This is a genomic window from Chitinophaga sp. CF418 (assembly GCF_900142925.1).
GTDB lineage: Bacteria > Bacteroidota > Bacteroidia > Chitinophagales > Chitinophagaceae > Chitinophaga.
Genome location: NZ_FRCN01000005.1, coordinates 317,926 through 334,957 on the forward strand (window position 1 = coordinate 317,926; position 17,032 = coordinate 334,957).

Below are 17,032 nucleotides of genomic sequence, written 5' to 3' on the forward strand. Positions count from 1 at the left end.
GTAACAACTATTTATTATGAGCAAAAAACTAAATATACGTTCGTTCATTGTCAGCAGCCTTTTATTGGCTGCTGGCATTAACAACCAGGTCAGTGCCCAATCGCTCAGTAATGCAAAGGCCTTACTGGAGCCATCCGGCACCCAGTACTTCCAGAACCAGTACCTGGCAAACCCTGCTATGGCCGGGCTCGAAAAAGGGCTGCACCTGAATGCCGCTTACCGCAATCAGTGGAATGGCATCGAAGGTGCTCCGATCACAAAGTTCTTCTCTGCCGACTATGCCGTAGGTAACAGGGTGGGCACAGGCTTACACATCTTCAATGATGTAGCGGGTCTGATCAACAGGACACGTGTTGCCCTCACCTATGCCTATCACCTGCCGCTGACCAATCCTGACCAGCAGCTGCACTTCGGTCTGTCGCTGGCATGGAACGTACAACGCATCGATTATAAGAACCTGAATGGCGATCCGAATGACCCTTCCGTAAGTGCATTCAACCGCCGGGATAATTACTTCGAAGCAGAGTACGGCATGGCATACACAGATACAAAACTGACCATACAGGCATCCCTGCCCAACGTAAGAAGTCTCTTTACCGGAGATGACAAGGAAGCAGACGGCGGTGGCATCTTCTTTACGGCAGCTTCCTACAGATTTGCCGTGAATGAAGCGATCACTTCCATAGAGCCTAAGATCTGTTACCGTGGTGTACGTGGTTTTGACAATATTCTCGATGCAGGCGTTAACGTCTCTATCCTGAATGATGTTGCCAACGTAATGGCGATGTACCATACCACAAAAAGCGTAACGGCTGGTATTGGCGTGAATATCCTGAAAACGGTAGGCATACAGGCAATGTATACCACCCAGACGGGAGGCATCAAGACCTATGTTGACGGCACCTACGAAATAGGCGCTACCGTCCACCTGTTCAGATAGTAAGATTGAATAAAAAGTGAGAGCCTGTCCGGGTCATTCCTGGGCAGGCTCTTTTTTTATGATCATTATCATCCAGTCAGATTTATAAAAAAATCTTAATTTTAGCCGGTGAATTTGAAAATCTATACCTATTCTGAAATATTTTCACCAATTTGTACAGATTATCAGGTAATTAGTATGCGAACACAGCAAGGGGAATTCCCCGGGGATATGCTATGAAGCCTTTTCAAACTAAGATTTACACCGTAAAATATGAGTAACAAACCGACTGACTTCACGTGGAGTAATGAGCCGAACCCACATCATGTTAGAGTAAGGCAGATCCTGAAACAACATCCTGAGGTAAAGGAACTTATAGGGAAAAACCCCTATACGATTTATATGATCATCGGCCTGGTAGCAGCGCAGGTTGGTCTTTCTTTCTGGTTACGTGATGCCTCCTGGTGGTTGATCTTCCTGGTAGCCTACGCCGTAGGCGCCTTTATCAGCCATGCTTTGTGGGTAATGATCCACGAGACTGCCCATGGACTCATATTTAAAGGCAAAACACCGAACCTATTTGCAGGCATGATCGCAAACTGGCCGCATATATTTCCCAGCTCAGTTTCTTTCCAGCGCTATCACCTGAAGCACCATGCCCACCAGGGAGAACATGAACTGGATGCTGACCTGCCGGATTTCTGGGAGGCTGCACTGGTAAGCAACAATCCGATAAAAAAGATGCTGTGGTTCCTTTTCTTCCCTGTTTTCCAGATCTGCCGCACCGCCAGGTTGAATATTTCCCTGCTGGACCGCTGGATCGTGGTGAACTGGATCGTACAGATTGCTTTCGACGTGGCCATCGTAGCCTTCATCGGCCCTAAAGCCCTGCTCTATATGTTGATCAGTTTCTTCTTCTCAGTAGGCCTTCACCCATTGGGCGCCCGCTGGATACAGGAACACTATCTGACCCTGGATCCAATCCAGGAAACTTACAGTTACTATGGCCCGCTGAACACAGTAGCCTTTAACGTAGGTTATCACAACGAACACCACGATTTTCCATCCATTCCATGGAATAAATTGCCACAGATCAAAAGTAAAGCACCTGCTTTCTATGATACATTACTGTCGCACGCATCGTGGACCAAGCTGTTCTTCACCTTCATTTTCGACCCGAAATTGTCACTTTATTCCCGCGTACTAAGAAAGGAAAAAGTGAAAATTGCCAAGGAAACAGAGACAGCAGCAGCTTAAAAATGATTTTTCGTCATAAAAGAAGGACGGTCTTTAACAGGCCGTCCTTCTTTTATGGGAATATCATCTGGGGATTTTATCCATACGCCGGCTACAAATATCCCGGTCCCGGGATTCCCCCATGAGGTTATAAACATCCGGTTCCCGGGATTTCCCCCAGGGCTATAAACATTCGGATCTGGGGGATAAATTCATGACGCCCAGGGTTATCACCCCGGGGATTCCGGTAACCACAACAAAACACCAATCAACCCCGTTAGGGGTTGCCGTGTTTGTAGCCCAGGGTGACAACCCTGGGGATTCCGGTAACCACAACAAAACGCCAATCAACCCCGTTAGGGGCTGCCGTGTTTGTAGCCCAGGGTGACAACCCCGGGGATTCCGGTAACCACAACAAAACACCAATCAACCCCGTTAGGGGTTGCCGTGTTTGTAGCCCAGGGTTATCACCCCTGGGGATTCCGATAATCACAACAAAACACCAATCAACCCCGTTAGGGGTTGCCGTGTTTGTAGCCCAGGGTGGCAACCCTGGGGATTCCGGTAATCACAACAAAACACCAATCAACCCCGTTAGGGGTTGCATGTTTGTAGCCCCGTTTACACCCTATAACTGCCGTATTATAAACTCATGGCGTCCGCTGCTTACACTCTCTTTACGTTGCAATAGCAGCCGCGTGATCTGCTTGTGGGGCCAATTATCCGCCAGCCGCTTTTCGTCCGGAGCATTACAATCTATTTGCTCCTTTTTAACATTCCAGATATCCGCATCATATTCCAACAGCACCGGTCGTTCCCCAGGTATATTGAAGCGGATCGCCCCTTGTTGTAAATCTACCGGGCAGACAGTCATAAAGGTCTGTGTCAGCGTTGTGGCAGGAGCATTCAGGACAAAATCATCTGTAATGGTTACCCTGTTCTGTTGCCGGTCCATTTTTACGTCCCGCTTCCATTGGCTTACCCCGGCCTCCGGTGCATATGCACCCGCAATATCCATGTGCAGGGTAACATTATTACCGTCTTTCAGGTATTGTACCTCCCTGGCGCTGAATTTCCTGCCTGCGTTCTGCTGTACTCCGTTTATGGTTGGTAGATTATGATAAGCTGAGCTGTTATACCAGAGCTGGTATCGCTCCTTTGAGAAGGTTTTTGCTGTATACGTGCCCAGCCCTACATCTATGATAACAGGCTGCCCGGAGGCATATACGATGAAATCCCCCACATCATTATGGTTATGGCTTTCACCATTATGTCCGCCGTGAGAGGCTACAAATAATCCCCTATCTGTCCTGGCCGCCATTAACTGGATACTTTCCAGCCATACGTCCGGGATTGCGGGTGCTAGTCCCTTGCTGTTGCTGCAGTCCGTCCAGGCCTGCATATTGAAAAGCATCCTGGGTTTGGCGAAATCTCCGGAGATGGGTGTTCTTACAGGATACCGGTGAAAAGCCCAGGCGCCAAAACTCGTTAGCGTGGTATCCCGCAGGGCCCGTCCCATGCGGTACAGCAGCAAACCATCGGTACTGATCACCGGCGAAGCATCTGCAACGTTGATATAGTAACTGCCGGCAATATGCATTTTATAGATATAAGCCGCCATGTTCGTTATAATGGGTGCATCGTAGATCGTCAGTTTACCACCGGTAGCGCTTTCCAGGATGGTGAGAGCATCGAACAGTCTACCAGTAGCGCCTGACCAGTAAACAGGTCCCTCATCTATAGCGCCATCATCTCCGATAAAATTGATGTAATGATCGAGCAGGTGTAACGCATGCTCCAGCTCATTGATCCGGCGTTCAGGGGTCTTTTCCAATAGAAGCAGGCTGGTCATCCAGTTACTGATCACCCAGGGATTCCAGTTGTTGATAGGATACTCCTTGGTGCCCTTCTTCAGATAGAAATATCTGTCGCTGTCTTTCTCCAGCGGCACAAGCATTCTTCTGTTCACCTCATAGTAAATACGCTTACGTAACAGTATAGAATACGCGTCCAGTTGCTTACCCAGCAGATAATCAGTAAGGGCAAGCACAGCGGCGGTTTCACTTACAAACAGATCTACAGCAGGATCTTCCACATCAGCCAGATCTATACCTGCTTTCTGCAGGTATAGGTGTCCCGGTGTACCCCAGTAACTTTCTTCACATAAAGACCAGATACCATTTATGACAGCGTTCAGGAAACGGCCTTTCTGTTCTATAGACTCAGCTACCGCCATTGTAAACAACTGGTCCCTTTTCCTGAAAGAGACTTCTTCATAGTGTGAGCGATCGCCGTTTTGCTGGTATTCCATCATCATGGTGGCTGGAATAGCCACAAAGGGGATCTTCTGGTATACTTCCGCCTGCCTGATGATACTCTGACGAACGGAGTCAGGCAATACCTTCTGCCATTCTGCGGTGCTTACCGGGAAAGGATGCCATTGACCAGGAGGTTGTAGGGCGCCGGCAATCTCCTGCCGGGAAAATCTGCTTAACAGGTTACGGGGCGTCTGTGCTGTTGTCTGAACAGATATCATACTCAATGATATCAGCAGTAACAGGGATGAAATAATATTTGTCATTACTGATGATTCACTTATCAACAGGTCATCCTTCCTTACCGACAGGAAACGCCTGTTGACCGATTCCAAAAAAAGTAGTGTCTTCAATGCTGATACCTTTGTATCACATTCTCAAAAAAACACTAAACAAATGAGTCATGAAAAAGATTTTTTTTGCAGCAGGCGTATTGCTTATGTCAGTTAACATAACATTTGCACATACTCAGGACGAAGGTAAAAAAACAAAAGCGGAGAGAAAGGAAATACGTAGGGAAAACAACGCAGAGGTGAGCATTTTTACAAAGAACCAGTTCTATGAAGATTTCCCCGGAGCAACCAATATACGCTTCGAGAAAACAAACTATTTCGAGGAAGTAGCTTTTACAATGGGTCAAAAAGACATGAGGGCTTACTATGATATTCATAGTAACCTCGTCGGCACAACGGAAACAAAGACATTTGCTGATTTGCCTGAAAATGCACAGCACACCATTCAGAAAAAATACGGCGACTACAATGCAGAAAGAGTATTCCTGTACGATGACAACGAAGCCAATGAAACGGATATGACATTGTTTGACATGGCATTTGATGACGCCGATAACTATTTCGTAGAACTAAGAAAGAACAGTGAACTAATGATTGTTAAGGTTGACATGGCAGGGAATGTTTCATTTTTCAAGGCCATTAAGTGATGAATGAAAAAGGCGTTCCGCTTTCGCGAACGCCTTTTTTATCTATCTGGTTATTAGTACAAGTTGACCATGTTCTTTCTCAGAAAGGCTTTCCATAAAAATATCGGAAACCTCACCGATAAAATAGACCGGGTCTTTCTTTGCAAATTCCTTCGAAGGGTCATCAGGGTATACCAGTTGTTCCTTAAATGGAAAGTTATTACCCATAATGTCTTCCTTTGGCCGCGGTCCTCTCAGCAACAAAGGGAGCCCGTGTTCCAGCATTGCCATTGCAGAACCGCTCTTCCCGAACAGCGTATAGTCTGCCCGTGAAATGCCGATATCGGCTCTGAGTAAATGATTGGAAATGGATTCTTCCGGCAGGAAACCACGATCTATTACATTCTCTTCACCGAAAGCATGCCGGGAAATATCAAGGGCCTTTTCTTTATAATGTCCGCCATTGCCGATGATCTCCAGGCATACGGTTTTACCTGTCTTCTCTCCTATAGCTGTCAGAAAATCGACCTGCCGTTTATAATCGTCCAACGCTCCTGTAAAACAGCCAAAATGAATGGCTGTCAGGTTGTCCGGATTCCGTGTATCTTCCTGCGGCATACCTGCCACCGAAATGTTACTGAACAGGGGAATAAGGTTCACCTCTTTCCACCCCAGGTTCTTTTTATAAATACCAATGGAAGTTGTAACAGATTCAGGATTGATAGCTGCCAGCATTTGTTTGATGATCACCTTTTGCATCAGGCCCAGCATCTTCAGTTTAAAACTGCTATATCCGTGAAGCCCCACCCAGAGCTCATGGAACATGAAATGCCATTTGATATTGCTGCCTAAACTTTTCAGATGTTTGCCGAATGAAAAAGGGAGTCCTCTTTTCTCAAAAGAGAAGGGTACATATTGCAGGCTAACCCATTCAGGGCCAAATTTCCTGATATAGTTGCCAGCATGGGAAAAGCGTTCCTTTTCATCCATTGATGCGGGTATACGAAGAACAGGTACTTCAATACCATTGCTACTTTGAAGACCATTATACAGGGAAGCGCTTACCCTGTCTTTAAGGGCTATGATTGCTACCTCGTGCGATTTCCGGATCAACTCACATGCCAGCCGTCTTGAATAATCGCCCACACCATCCAGACCAGGCTCCAGTGAACCACAGAGAAAAATTAGTTTCAAGGTATAATGTTCTTACTGGTTAATAAAATGGGAAATCATCCTAACGTTATTTCGAGTAATGCTCATCCTGCTTTAAGAATATATTGGGTATAAGTTAATGTAACATACTGAATAATAGAAAGTTGGCGGACGTACGAACGTCCGTTCAGGGGCCTTAAATAAGTAAGGTCATGAAAAATGAAGCGGCAACGAAAAGAGAAGTACCCTTTTACGGATGGGAAGGAATTATTATTTATTTAAAAAAATATGTTTCTTTTTTTTCCACAGATGTCTGCAGGGCAACATATTAATCCGGATATGTATATCACTATTTACTGAAACCAGTAAGTTATCACAGCTATTGAAACAGGAGTCATTTTCTGATAATCGCCGTATACAGGTTTGCATTACCATATACGGAAGGTCTTTCTCCTATCATCTCAATATGGTTGTAACCATGTGTTTTAAAGAGTTTTTCCAGGGAATGATAGCTCAGTGGATAAGGTACCCAGGTAGGCACAGGCCGGTCTGTATTGTATTCGACAATCAGCAGTTTTCCTTCCGGTTTCAGATATCTTTTCAGTTTCTCTATGAAGGCAGATTGGTCTCTGACATAATGCAGTGCATTTCCCAATACAATACCGTCCAATTGTGCAAAGGGCCATTCATCTTTCACAAAATCCAGCTCCAGTGTCTTTACCTGTATTCCAGCCGGTACGGGTATATGCAGACCGGCAGCTAATTTTTGATCCACCGCATGTATCACACTACCCGGTTCCAAATAATGTGCAAGTGCAGTAGTAAAGGTTCCTGCACCACATCCCAGGTCTGCCCAGTTAGAAGGGCCAGAAATTGACAGTTCCTTATGTCTGATAAACTGAATAGCATCCTCCGTTCTCATAGCGGTGCAAGGTAGGTAAATTTTCCCCTCCTGCTTCACCTGTCCGTTTCCGGCCAGTATAACGTGCGCATGTGGACAACCTGAGCCGGCCAGACAATTAAAAATCAGCCACTGTAGCGGATACCCGTGAATGGCAATCTTTTTGTACCTTATCCTCCGACCACTAAGCTTACCGCTATAATGCTCTCTTTATGCTGAAAAATTATCTCAAAATTGCCTGGCGCAACATGTTAAGGAAAAAGGCCTATTCTGCGATCAATATCACTGGTCTCGCAATAGGCATTACCTGCTGCATACTGATCACGTTATATGTACAAGATGAGTTATCATATGACCGATATAATACCAATTTCGATAAAATATACCGGGTACTGCACGCATACCGCAATCCAAAGGATGTTGACAGGAACTCATCTCCTGCCCCGGAAGATTACCAGGTATGGGGCAATGCACCTGTAGCGCCCACACTGGCTGCAGATTTTCCGGAGATAAAGAAAATAGTACGGTTCACAAGTCCGAATACCTTCCTGCTGGAACATGGTGAACGGCGTTTCCAGGAAGAGGGGTTCGTATTCACCGATTCAACAGTGTTTGATGTCTTTAGCTGGAAGATGCTGGCCGGCAATCCTAAAGTCGCGCTCGTGGCGCCTAACAGCGTTGTGTTGACGAAGAGTGTTGCACAGAAATATTTCGGCAATCAGAACCCTCTGGGACAGACACTGCGCGTGGATAATCAGGAGACATTCACAGTAACAGGTGTGATAGAGGATGTTCCAGCTAATTCACATCTGAGTTTCAATGGCCTGGTTTCCATGAGTACCTTCAGGAATTGGAGAGCAGAGATCTTCGATGAATGGGGGTATATTGATTTCTATACTTACTTTCTCATACCGGAACATACAGATATTAAAACGCTGGAGGCAAAGATTCCGGAATTTACATCACGTCATTATCCCCAAAGTGATCGCAGTATTTATACCATAGCATTTGAACCATTATCAGCAGCATATCTGCACTCTAAGGCCCAGCGGCAGCCGGGGCCTACCGGGAGCCTGTCGAATGTATATATCTTTTCGATCATCGCCATTTTTGTACTACTTATCGCCTGTATCAATTTCGTGAACCTCTCTACAGCACGTTCTATGGAAAGAGCCAGGGAAGTAGGCGTAAGAAAAGCGGTAGGCGCGTATCAGCAAGGGCTGATATACCAGTTCCTGACTGAGTCTATCCTTATCTCATTTTCAGCCGTATTGCTGGCTATTGTATTCACCATATTAGCATTACCAGCTATCCGGGAAATATCCGGTAAGCCCCTCACCCATTCGCTGCTGCTCTCCTGGAAGATCACTCCTGCGCTTCTACTGATGCCTTTTATACTGGGCCTGCTTGCAGGCGGTTACCCAGCCTGGGTGCTGGCGCGATTCAGGCCTGTAGAGGTGCTGAAAGGGCAATTCCGCTCTTCAAACAAGGGCATCGCACTAAGGAAGGCGCTGGTAATAGTACAATTCAGTTTATCCATAGCGCTTATTGCCGGCACCATGATAGTCCATTCACAGCTCAGGCACCTGCGGTCACATTCTCTTGGCTTCCGCCAGGACCAGATGCTGGTGATCGATTATGGCGGCGATCAAAAAGTGAACGAGTCCTTTGAAACTATTAAAGCGATACTGGCAAAAAACCCGGCGGTGCAGTCTATTACTGCATCCAGGGCTGTACCTGGCGACTTCTACCCTAATGGTACCACTTTTATAGAATCGCGTAACGGGGACATGAAAGCAGAAGTGCCTGGCATGTATGAGATCGACTATGATTTCATACCCGCCTACGAAATAAAAATGGCTGCAGGCAGAGCTTATTCCCGCGATTTTCCTACAGACGCTAAAGAAGCCCTCATCATCAATGAAGCGGCCGCTAAACAGTATGGTTATTCGAACACTGAAGAGATCGTGGGTAAACGCTTTGAGCAGTGGGGACGTAAAGGTATTGTGATTGGCGTGACCAAGAATTTCAACTATCAGTCATTGCATAAAAAGGTGGAACCACTGGCCATGAGGATGGCTCCTCCGCAGGCACAGAACAAGTTATCCCTCCGCATAAAAACAGATCATTTGCAAAAGACGATAAAGGAGCTGGAACAAACATGGAGCACAGTTGCGCCACACCGTCCATTCCTGTATAGCTTCCTGGATGAGTCTTTTAACCGGCAATATAAACAGGATGCCCGCTTTGGAGAATTATTCGCAGCCTTTGCAGGACTGACGATCTTCATTGCCTGTCTTGGCCTCTTCGGACTGGCTACCTATGCTACTGAACAACGTGTAAAGGAGATCGGGGTGCGAAAAGTACTGGGCGCATCGGTGACCAACATTGTACAGTTACTTTCTTCGGATTTCATCAAACTTGTACTGGTAGCAATACTGATTGCTACACCTGTAATATGGTGGGCGATGCAGGAATGGCTGCAGGGATATGCGTACAGGATTACCATTCAGTGGTGGATGATAGCGATGGCAGGAATACTAGCTGTAGTAACTGCTTTCCTTACGGTGAGCCTGCTGGCAATGAAAGCAGCGATGATGAATCCTGTGAAAGCACTAAGAACGGAATAATAAGATTTGCAGGCGGCCTGTATGGACCGCCTGCAAATTATTAAAACATCATAAAGCACTCCCCTGCACTAACAACATCTTCTTTACTGCTGCATCTTTAAGATGTAAGAATTTCTCTCTCTCCTTATCAAGCTTGAATGCATTAAACTCTTCCTCACCGGGAAAACTAACCAGGTGTACTTCATAGGGTATTTCCAGCTCCCCTGCAATGTACTGGCCGGCAGACGGCCGGAGACGTAGTAATAATTTCCCGTTATACTTCGCTATAAGTGGTATGGCAACGTCCTCAAATTGGTGGAAGGTATGCTCCTGTCCTTCATGGATGTAGATCAACTGGGTAATATATATCATAAGAATAGCTTTAATACGACAACATTTCCTCCTTAATTTACACTTTTCGAAATAAGGGACTAGTAGTATTTTTATACAAATAACGTAAACCCATGGTAGCATTTTTAGGTATCGGACTATTAGGAGCCAACTTTGCAAAAGCACTCCTCAAAAAAGGAACACAGGTGCAGGTATGGAACCGTACCGCGGCAAAGGCCTCCGCATTGGAAGCTGAGGGTGCCAAAGCATTTGCGGATGTTGCAGATGCTGTAAAGGGAGCAGATATCATTCATCTTACCTTAAAAGATGATGCTGCAGTAAACGAAGTATTGGCATCAGCCCGCAAAGGATTGAAGCCGGGTGCCATCATTATCGATCATACCACAACCTCTGCCGCGGGAGCGATCCAACGGACCCGTGAGTGGAAGGAACAAGGTTTTACATATTTGCATGCCCCCGTTTTTATGGGTCCTCAGAATGCACTCGAAAGTACGGGTTATATGCTGGTATCCGGCGACCAGACCGTCATCAGTCAACTGGAGCCCGTGCTTTCACAAATGACAGGCAAGGTGCTTAATTTCGGCGCGGAAGAAGGTAAAGCTGCTGGTATGAAGCTCATAGGTAATCTCTTCCTGGTAACTTTCACAGCAGGCATTGCAGATACGCTCTCGCTGGCGAAAGCATTGCATATACCTTTGGAAGATCTGAATACCCTGTTTGATTCCTGGAATCCCGGTGCATTTTTAGCAGCCAGATTACAAAGAGTAGCCGGAGGAAAATATGATCAGCCTTCATGGGAGTTAAATATGGCCAGAAAAGATACACAGCTGTTCATAGAGGCGGCGGCACAGGGAGGAACCACATTGGCCGTAATTCCTGCTATAGCGGCAGAAATGGATAAATGGATAGCAAAGGGGCATGGCGGTGATGACTGGACGGTGATAGGGAAAGATGCTGCCACGAAGTAATATAAACAAACCGGGATTGCATGCAATCCCGGTTTACTATGTGTTATTTTTTAGGGGTTGGATAGTGTCGGATCTTTTCATCAAATATCACGATCTTTCCATCCTTGATCTTAGCGTCGTCAACAACAGCCATGGAATCCATTTTACCTTTTTTATCAGTCCAGGTTTGCTTATACCACACTGTTACCCATTCATCTTTCTTATCATCGGATATAACAGATTCCCAGTCATCCATCTTTATGTTTACACTGGCGAAATCTGCCCATGAATGTTCCAGCATCGTTATCAGGCTGTCATGCGGTACTACTTTATGATAATAATCCAGGGCCAATTCCAGGCTGTCTCCAAAGTAGGAAGCACATTCCGCTGCATTTTTTGTTTCCCATGCTTTCAGCATCTTTAACACAGTCTGGGTATGTTTCTTATCCCCCGGCTTCCAATTTTTATAAGGCTTGTCCAGCGTATACGGATAATTCGCTTCGTCTGATGATGATTCCATCGTTGCTTTTGAACTATCGCCGGACATACTTTCAGCTTTTTTTCCAGGGTTGTTACAGGCAGTAACGAGCAAAATGAGAAATGTAATAGAAACGAACGTTTTCATTTGTGATGGAGTTTAAAGATAACTGAAACGATTGTTTTGGTTTATTTGCTTGTTGATGTAAATGGTGCGCAAATGCTTACAGCCAGATAAGTGAGCGTTTCCTGTGCGTCAGATCACTGTTCCCGACAGATTATTTTTTTGGAGTAACTTGAAGAATTCCCGTTCACAATCACATGTATAGTAGCATGTTAGACAAAGTGAATCTACTGAAATTAGTTGAGAAATGGAAAAAATATTATACCTACCAGCCAGGTACTTTGCTTTTGAAATGTTCTATCGCCACACTGATATCTTTCCGGGAATGAGACAAGAATGACTCGTAATATTCAAGATCATGCCGAATAATTTCCCCACTATCCAGTAACAACACAAGTTTGTATTTCTCAGGCTTACCATGCTTACCTATCCTGCGTAACATCATCGTACCCACGATGTTCATCCAGGGGAAATGCCTGCGTCCTATTGATATACCAACTGCAGAAATTTCCAGCCGTCTGTGTTCCTTCCTTTCCATTGTTTTCCGCCAGGATATAACAAGGGCCGGCAGCATCAGCAATCCGGCAAATATATTTAACCATAAGGGGCGCTCCTCGCCTACCTGAAAAATAAAACCAATTATGGCAATGACTGGCACTCCTACAACTAAGAAGAGCTGTACTCTGTAAAGAAAACTTTCATGGAACACACGGCTTGTCGTATTGCTAGGAAAACCAGCGATGGCAGGGTTTAAATAACTGGCGGTATTTTCAATCCTGGGTTTGATACCGACAAGGCTATTCATAAAACCTAGACGGGATAGTTCTTCGTCCAGGAATATCTTATAATAATGGGCTTTGATTTCTTCTCTGGTCAGCATAGGCAATAGCAGCATAGGGACACAAAAAAAGGCGACACTTTCGAGTCGCCTTTTGTATTTTGGGTGATTGAAGGGTTTCGAACCCTCGACCCTCAGAACCACAATCTGATGCTCTAACCAACTGAGCTACAACCACCGTTTGTTTTGATTGGGATGCAAAGATAACAAAATGCGTTTTTAATTTCCAAATTTTTTCTCATTTCTTTGCTTACTTTTTTTAATCATCGCTTTATGTCATTATATATCATTCCTTTTCTAGCAGCGCTTATAGGCTGGCTGACAAACAAAATAACCATCTTTTTCCTGCTCCGCTCCTTTTCGGGACGTCAGCAGCAACTGGCAGATCAAACCGGAGAATTTGTCGCTACACAGCTATTTTCTTTTGACGACGTCCGTCAGCAACTCGCGGACCCGGAAAAAATTAAAAGTATGATCCCCGTGGTAGAAGCGCATATGGATACTTTCCTACGGGAAAAACTACCAGAAGCCATGCCCGTTTTCAAAATGTTTATCGGCGACAGCACCATTCAGCAGGTAAAGAAAGTACTGGTCACAGAACTGGATAATATGTTCCCGGAAATTATCGATCAATACCTTCAGCGTGCACAAAACGAACTGGATGTCCGGGCTATTGTCAGCCGGAAAATAAGCACCCTTTCTGCTGACCAGTTAAAAAAGCTGATCACTGTTTCACTGGGTCGGGAACTACGCCTGGCTGAATTGGGAGGGGCCGCTATCGGTTTTCTCATAGGACTGGTGCAGCTGTGGATTGCCCTACACCACAATAACTGACCATTCATCACAAATAGCAATACTTTGCATATGAGATAGATATTTTTGTCCTGGTCTCAACAATTAGGTCTCATTAACATCCATCATGCATGCTTAAACGTCTACTTCTGGCAGCGTTTATGTGCTGTGGCAGTATTGCTATGGCTCAAACCGGTAATAATTCCGCTAAATTCGTTGGTAAAGCACTGGACGCCGTTACCGGCAAACCGGTGGAGTATGCCTCCGTCGTATTACTCAACCCGCAGGATTCTTCCGTAGTAACAGGCATGTACACTCAGCCGGATGGCGATTTCACCTTCAATACCGTAGCTGCAGGTACTTACGTACTCCGCATCACCTTCATGGGATATGATAAGCTTGTAAAAGCTGTAAAGATCATTCCCGGCAAGCCGGTACAGTTTGCGGGCACGCTTAGGTTGCAGCCAGCAGGTAAGGTACTTGCGACTGTGGAGATCAAATCAGAAAAACCTGCTTTTTCCATGCAGATAGACCGTCAGGTGTTTGATGCAGGCAGTATGATTACTGCGGAAGGCGGTTCGGGTACAGACGTGCTTAAAAACATCCCCAGCGTAGACGTTGATATTGACGATAATATTACTCTCCGTGGTAAAAGCGTGACCATCTATGTAGACGGTAAGCCCTCCCCTTTCGGAGACGCTAAAACCGCTCTCCAGATGATCCCGGCGTCTACGATAGATCGCGTAGAGGTAATCAACAATCCTTCCGCCAAATTTGAGGCCCAGGGCGGCGGTGGTATTATCAACATCGTACTGAAAAAGGATAAGGCCATCGGGTATAACGTGATGTTCAATGCTGGCATAGCCACCCGCGGACAACTCAACGGGAATGCCAATGCCAGCCTCCGCATCCGGAAATTTAACTTCTTCGCCAATTACAACGGTTGGTACGGCAGCCAGACCGGCTACGGTTACAGTAACCGTCAGAACCTGATAGTCGATACCGCCGGTACAGCATTCTTTACGCAGGACAGCCGGAATAAGAACAGCAACTCCGGTAATGGCGGCCGCATCGGACTCGACTACTACCTGAATGACTTCAATACCATCACAATTTCCGAAGGCTTAAACCTTAACACCGGCAATAGTGCAGACGATATTATGCTGAACTACCTGGATGTCCACAGAAAAACGCTCCAGACCGGCGAGCGTCATAATACCAGCGATTACCGCAATCCGAATAATAATACCAGCCTGAATTTCCGCCATACCACCAATAAACAGAACGAAGAATGGACGGCTTATATCAGCTATAGCAACAATAAAGGCCGGAATAATAGTAACTATAGCACTCAGTATCAAAATGCGGATAGTACGCCTGGTAATGCCCAATTACAACGGAATTCAGGGATCTCCCAGAACCAGTTCTGGAATATCCAGACAGACTATACCACTCCGGTGGGCAAGAAGGGAAAGTTCGAAACGGGCGCCAAGGTGACCCTTCAGAATAACAATAACGATTATGATGCCCGGCTGTTCAACTTTACCACCCAGCAATATGAGAAAAGCCTGGACCTCTCCAACACCTACTATTACAAACAGGATGTTTATGGGGGATATGTGAACTTCTCGAATGCCATTGGTAATCTCGGGTACCAGGTGGGCGCCAGGATAGAGCAGGCAGACCTGCGGGGCTTCTCCTATACCAAGGATACTTCGGTAAATAACCGTTTCCTGAACGTATTCCCGAGCGTCTTCCTGAAATACAATCTGCCGCACAACGAGAACCAGAGCCTGATCTTCAACTATTCCACAAGAATAGACAGACCGGGATTTGACCAGCTGCTGCCGTATATCAACAACTCAGATCCACAGAATATCCGCGCAGGGAACCCGGACCTGAAGCCCTCTCTGACCCACAAGTTTGAAACGAATTATTCCAGGTATTTTCCCAATTCCAAAGACTACCTGAATACCGGTGTATATTATTCCCAGGCGAATGACGATATTGACCGTATCAGCATCCTGGATACGGCTACGGGCGTGACCACTACCAGGCCCATGAACCTGGCTACAGATAAGGACTGGGGCGCCAATTTCACCTATAACCTGCATATTATCCGTGGATGGAATGTAACCACCAACCTGAATATGGAGTACAGTAAACTGACTGGGCTAAATGTTAGTAATGAGTATGTTACCTACGGGGTGACCGTCAATTCCAATGTACGCCTGCCGGCAAAGATCAATCTACAGGTGAATGGACATTACCGCTCACCAAGAGTGGCGCCGCAGGGTACTTTTAAGGCCATGAATGGCATAGACCTGGGTATCCGTAAGGAAATGCTTAAAAACAATGCCCTGGCCATCGCCCTGAATATTTCAGATGTGCTGAATACGCAGGATTACAGCTCGCATTACGCAACAGACGCCTTTATCCAGGATTATACCCGTAAAAGGACCACCCGTTTCATCCGTCTGAACATACGTTACCGTTTCGGGAAAATGGATCCGGATATGTTCAAGAAAAAGAAAAAACAGGAGGTACCTGAAGAAGAAGTTGATGATAAGGAAAAAGATAAAGATAAAAAGCCCGTGGACAGCACTTTATGATTTCTTGCCGGCCAGCATAGGCACGAAAGAAAAGTTATCAAACATTTCCTGGTCAAACTCAGTATCGCTGATCTTGGTAATGCGCAGCATCCGCTGTACTTCCTGACCGCCAACCGGGATGACCATTTTTCCACCCACCTTTAGTTGCTGCAACAGTTTTTCCGGGATCTGAGGGGCTGCCGCAGTCACCAGGATCTTATCAAAAGGCGCATAAGTGGGAAGTCCTTCATAACCATCGCCATAGAAGAAGCGGATGGTAGGGTACCTTGATTTAAAAGGGAACTGCTTTACCAGGTCAAACAGTCTTTTCTGACGTTCTATCGTAAACACATTGGCTTTCAACTCTGCCAGCACACAAGCCTGGTAGCAGCTGCCGGTACCGATTTCCAGTACTTTTTCAAAAGGCTTGACCTCCAGCAGCTGTGACTGATAAGCCACAGTATAGGGCTGTGAAATGGTCTGACCTTCCCCTATAGGGAACGCCCTGTCCTCGTAGGCAATGCCTTCAAAAGCTGTATCCAGGAAATAATGCCGTGGGATGTTGTTGATAGCCGTTAATACATTTTCATCAGTAATGCCTTTCTGCCGGATACTATCGACCAGTTGCCTGCGTAATCCTTTTTGTTTGTAAGAATCTTCGTACCGCCTCATACACGCAAAATTAACCAATACCCCCAATTTTCAATTGGGTGTGGAATACTTCTATTTATCAACATTACTGATTTGTCTGCTTAAAATAACTTGGTTTAATAATTGCTGAGTTCTTTCCCGGCTATTCATTTTCTCCGGATTTTAGCTTTAATTTACACACTTGTTTTTTCTCAATAAGAAAACAAATCG

The 17,032-nt window shown here is 45.7% G+C and carries 14 protein-coding genes and 1 tRNA gene; 7 read left to right on the top strand and 8 right to left on the bottom strand.

Annotated features, from left to right (window positions below; all coding sequences use genetic code 11):
- Window positions 1–16 precede the first annotated feature (16 nt).
- Together F3I09_RS13655 and F3I09_RS13660 are read left to right on the top strand one after the other, a co-directional pair.
- The gene (locus tag F3I09_RS13655; protein ID WP_149695584.1) at window positions 17–940 is read left to right on the top strand and encodes a PorP/SprF family type IX secretion system membrane protein; all 924 of its coding nucleotides are present in this window, start codon (window positions 17–19) and stop codon (window positions 938–940) included.
- A gap of 252 nt (window positions 941–1,192) precedes the next feature.
- The gene (locus tag F3I09_RS13660) at window positions 1,193–2,176 is read left to right on the top strand and encodes a fatty acid desaturase (protein WP_149695585.1); all 984 of its coding nucleotides are present in this window, start codon (window positions 1,193–1,195) and stop codon (window positions 2,174–2,176) included.
- A gap of 607 nt (window positions 2,177–2,783) precedes the next feature.
- On the opposite strand, the gene F3I09_RS13665 is transcribed toward F3I09_RS13660, so the two are convergent.
- A complete protein-coding gene (locus tag F3I09_RS13665) occupies window positions 2,784–4,823 on the bottom strand; it encodes a heparinase II/III family protein (RefSeq protein WP_188133802.1) in 2,040 nt (679 codons plus the stop codon).
- Between the two features lie 50 nt (window positions 4,824–4,873).
- Here F3I09_RS13665 and F3I09_RS13670 point away from each other — a divergent pair, with 50 nt between their 5' ends.
- Window positions 4,874–5,410 carry a hypothetical protein gene (locus F3I09_RS13670; RefSeq protein ID WP_149695587.1) on the top strand — a complete coding sequence of 179 codons (537 nt, stop codon included), beginning with the start codon at window positions 4,874–4,876 and terminating at the stop codon, window positions 5,408–5,410.
- 42 nt (window positions 5,411–5,452) lie between these two features.
- Here the strand turns inward: F3I09_RS13670 and F3I09_RS13675 are convergent, their stop codons facing one another.
- Complete coding sequence (locus F3I09_RS13675) at window positions 5,453–6,583, bottom strand: glycosyltransferase (protein ID WP_149695588.1); 1,131 nt, start codon at window positions 6,581–6,583, stop codon at window positions 5,453–5,455.
- 352 nt (window positions 6,584–6,935) lie between these two features.
- Window positions 6,936–7,463 carry a class I SAM-dependent methyltransferase gene (locus tag F3I09_RS13680; RefSeq protein WP_149695589.1) on the bottom strand — a complete coding sequence of 176 codons (528 nt, stop codon included), beginning with the start codon at window positions 7,461–7,463 and terminating at the stop codon, window positions 6,936–6,938.
- Window positions 7,464–7,654: 191 nt separating this feature from the next.
- On the opposite strand from F3I09_RS13680, the gene F3I09_RS13685 reads away from it, so the two are divergent.
- On the top strand, window positions 7,655–10,072 hold the full coding sequence (locus tag F3I09_RS13685) for an ABC transporter permease (protein ID WP_149695590.1): 2,418 nt from the start codon (window positions 7,655–7,657) through the stop codon (window positions 10,070–10,072).
- Window positions 10,073–10,120: 48 nt separating this feature from the next.
- On the opposite strand, the gene F3I09_RS13690 is transcribed toward F3I09_RS13685, so the two are convergent.
- Window positions 10,121–10,423, bottom strand: coding sequence for a DUF1330 domain-containing protein (locus F3I09_RS13690; RefSeq protein WP_149695591.1), 303 nt, complete (start codon window positions 10,421–10,423; stop codon window positions 10,121–10,123).
- 92 nt (window positions 10,424–10,515) lie between these two features.
- Here F3I09_RS13690 and F3I09_RS13695 point away from each other — a divergent pair, with 92 nt between their 5' ends.
- A complete protein-coding gene (locus F3I09_RS13695) occupies window positions 10,516–11,370 on the top strand; it encodes an NAD(P)-dependent oxidoreductase (protein WP_149695592.1) in 855 nt (284 codons plus the stop codon).
- A 43-nt stretch (window positions 11,371–11,413) separates the two neighbouring features.
- Here the strand turns inward: F3I09_RS13695 and F3I09_RS13700 are convergent, their stop codons facing one another.
- The 3 genes from F3I09_RS13700 to F3I09_RS13710 all read right to left on the bottom strand — a co-directional run bounded on the left by F3I09_RS13700 (window position 11,414) and on the right by F3I09_RS13710 (window position 12,966).
- Complete coding sequence (locus F3I09_RS13700; RefSeq protein ID WP_149695593.1) at window positions 11,414–11,974, bottom strand: nuclear transport factor 2 family protein; 561 nt, start codon at window positions 11,972–11,974, stop codon at window positions 11,414–11,416.
- Window positions 11,975–12,215: 241 nt separating this feature from the next.
- On the bottom strand, window positions 12,216–12,830 hold the full coding sequence (locus F3I09_RS13705) for a hypothetical protein (RefSeq protein WP_149695594.1): 615 nt from the start codon (window positions 12,828–12,830) through the stop codon (window positions 12,216–12,218).
- Window positions 12,831–12,892: 62 nt separating this feature from the next.
- Window positions 12,893–12,966, bottom strand: a tRNA-His gene (locus tag F3I09_RS13710).
- A gap of 95 nt (window positions 12,967–13,061) precedes the next feature.
- Between F3I09_RS13710 and F3I09_RS13715 the strand changes: the two genes are divergently transcribed.
- Both F3I09_RS13715 and F3I09_RS13720 read left to right on the top strand, forming a co-directional pair.
- The gene (locus F3I09_RS13715) at window positions 13,062–13,622 is read left to right on the top strand and encodes a DUF445 domain-containing protein (protein WP_149695595.1); all 561 of its coding nucleotides are present in this window, start codon (window positions 13,062–13,064) and stop codon (window positions 13,620–13,622) included.
- Window positions 13,623–13,711: 89 nt separating this feature from the next.
- Entirely contained in the window at window positions 13,712–16,192 is a 2,481-nt protein-coding gene (locus F3I09_RS13720; protein WP_149695596.1) for an outer membrane beta-barrel protein, read from the top strand.
- Here F3I09_RS13720 and F3I09_RS13725 read toward each other — a convergent pair.
- Entirely contained in the window at window positions 16,187–16,843 is a 657-nt protein-coding gene (locus tag F3I09_RS13725) for a protein-L-isoaspartate(D-aspartate) O-methyltransferase (protein WP_149695597.1), read from the bottom strand. The genes F3I09_RS13720 and F3I09_RS13725 overlap by 6 nt on opposite strands.
- Window positions 16,844–17,032: the final 189 nt, after the last annotated feature.

Coding starts and splice junctions, on each gene's coding strand:
- F3I09_RS13655 (WP_149695584.1), top strand. CDS start 17: ATGAGCAAAAAACTAAATATACGTTCGTTCATTGTCAGCAGCCTTTTA.
- F3I09_RS13660 (WP_149695585.1), top strand. CDS start 1,193: ATGAGTAACAAACCGACTGACTTCACGTGGAGTAATGAGCCGAACCCA.
- F3I09_RS13670 (WP_149695587.1), top strand. CDS start 4,874: ATGAAAAAGATTTTTTTTGCAGCAGGCGTATTGCTTATGTCAGTTAAC.
- F3I09_RS13680 (WP_149695589.1), bottom strand. CDS start 7,463: ATGAGAACGGAGGATGCTATTCAGTTTATCAGACATAAGGAACTGTCA.
- F3I09_RS13685 (WP_149695590.1), top strand. CDS start 7,655: ATGCTGAAAAATTATCTCAAAATTGCCTGGCGCAACATGTTAAGGAAA.
- F3I09_RS13690 (WP_149695591.1), bottom strand. CDS start 10,423: ATGATATATATTACCCAGTTGATCTACATCCATGAAGGACAGGAGCAT.
- F3I09_RS13695 (WP_149695592.1), top strand. CDS start 10,516: ATGGTAGCATTTTTAGGTATCGGACTATTAGGAGCCAACTTTGCAAAA.
- F3I09_RS13700 (WP_149695593.1), bottom strand. CDS start 11,974: ATGAAAACGTTCGTTTCTATTACATTTCTCATTTTGCTCGTTACTGCC.
- F3I09_RS13705 (WP_149695594.1), bottom strand. CDS start 12,830: ATGCTGACCAGAGAAGAAATCAAAGCCCATTATTATAAGATATTCCTG.
- F3I09_RS13715 (WP_149695595.1), top strand. CDS start 13,062: ATGTCATTATATATCATTCCTTTTCTAGCAGCGCTTATAGGCTGGCTG.
- F3I09_RS13720 (WP_149695596.1), top strand. CDS start 13,712: ATGCTTAAACGTCTACTTCTGGCAGCGTTTATGTGCTGTGGCAGTATT.
- F3I09_RS13725 (WP_149695597.1), bottom strand. CDS start 16,843: ATGAGGCGGTACGAAGATTCTTACAAACAAAAAGGATTACGCAGGCAA.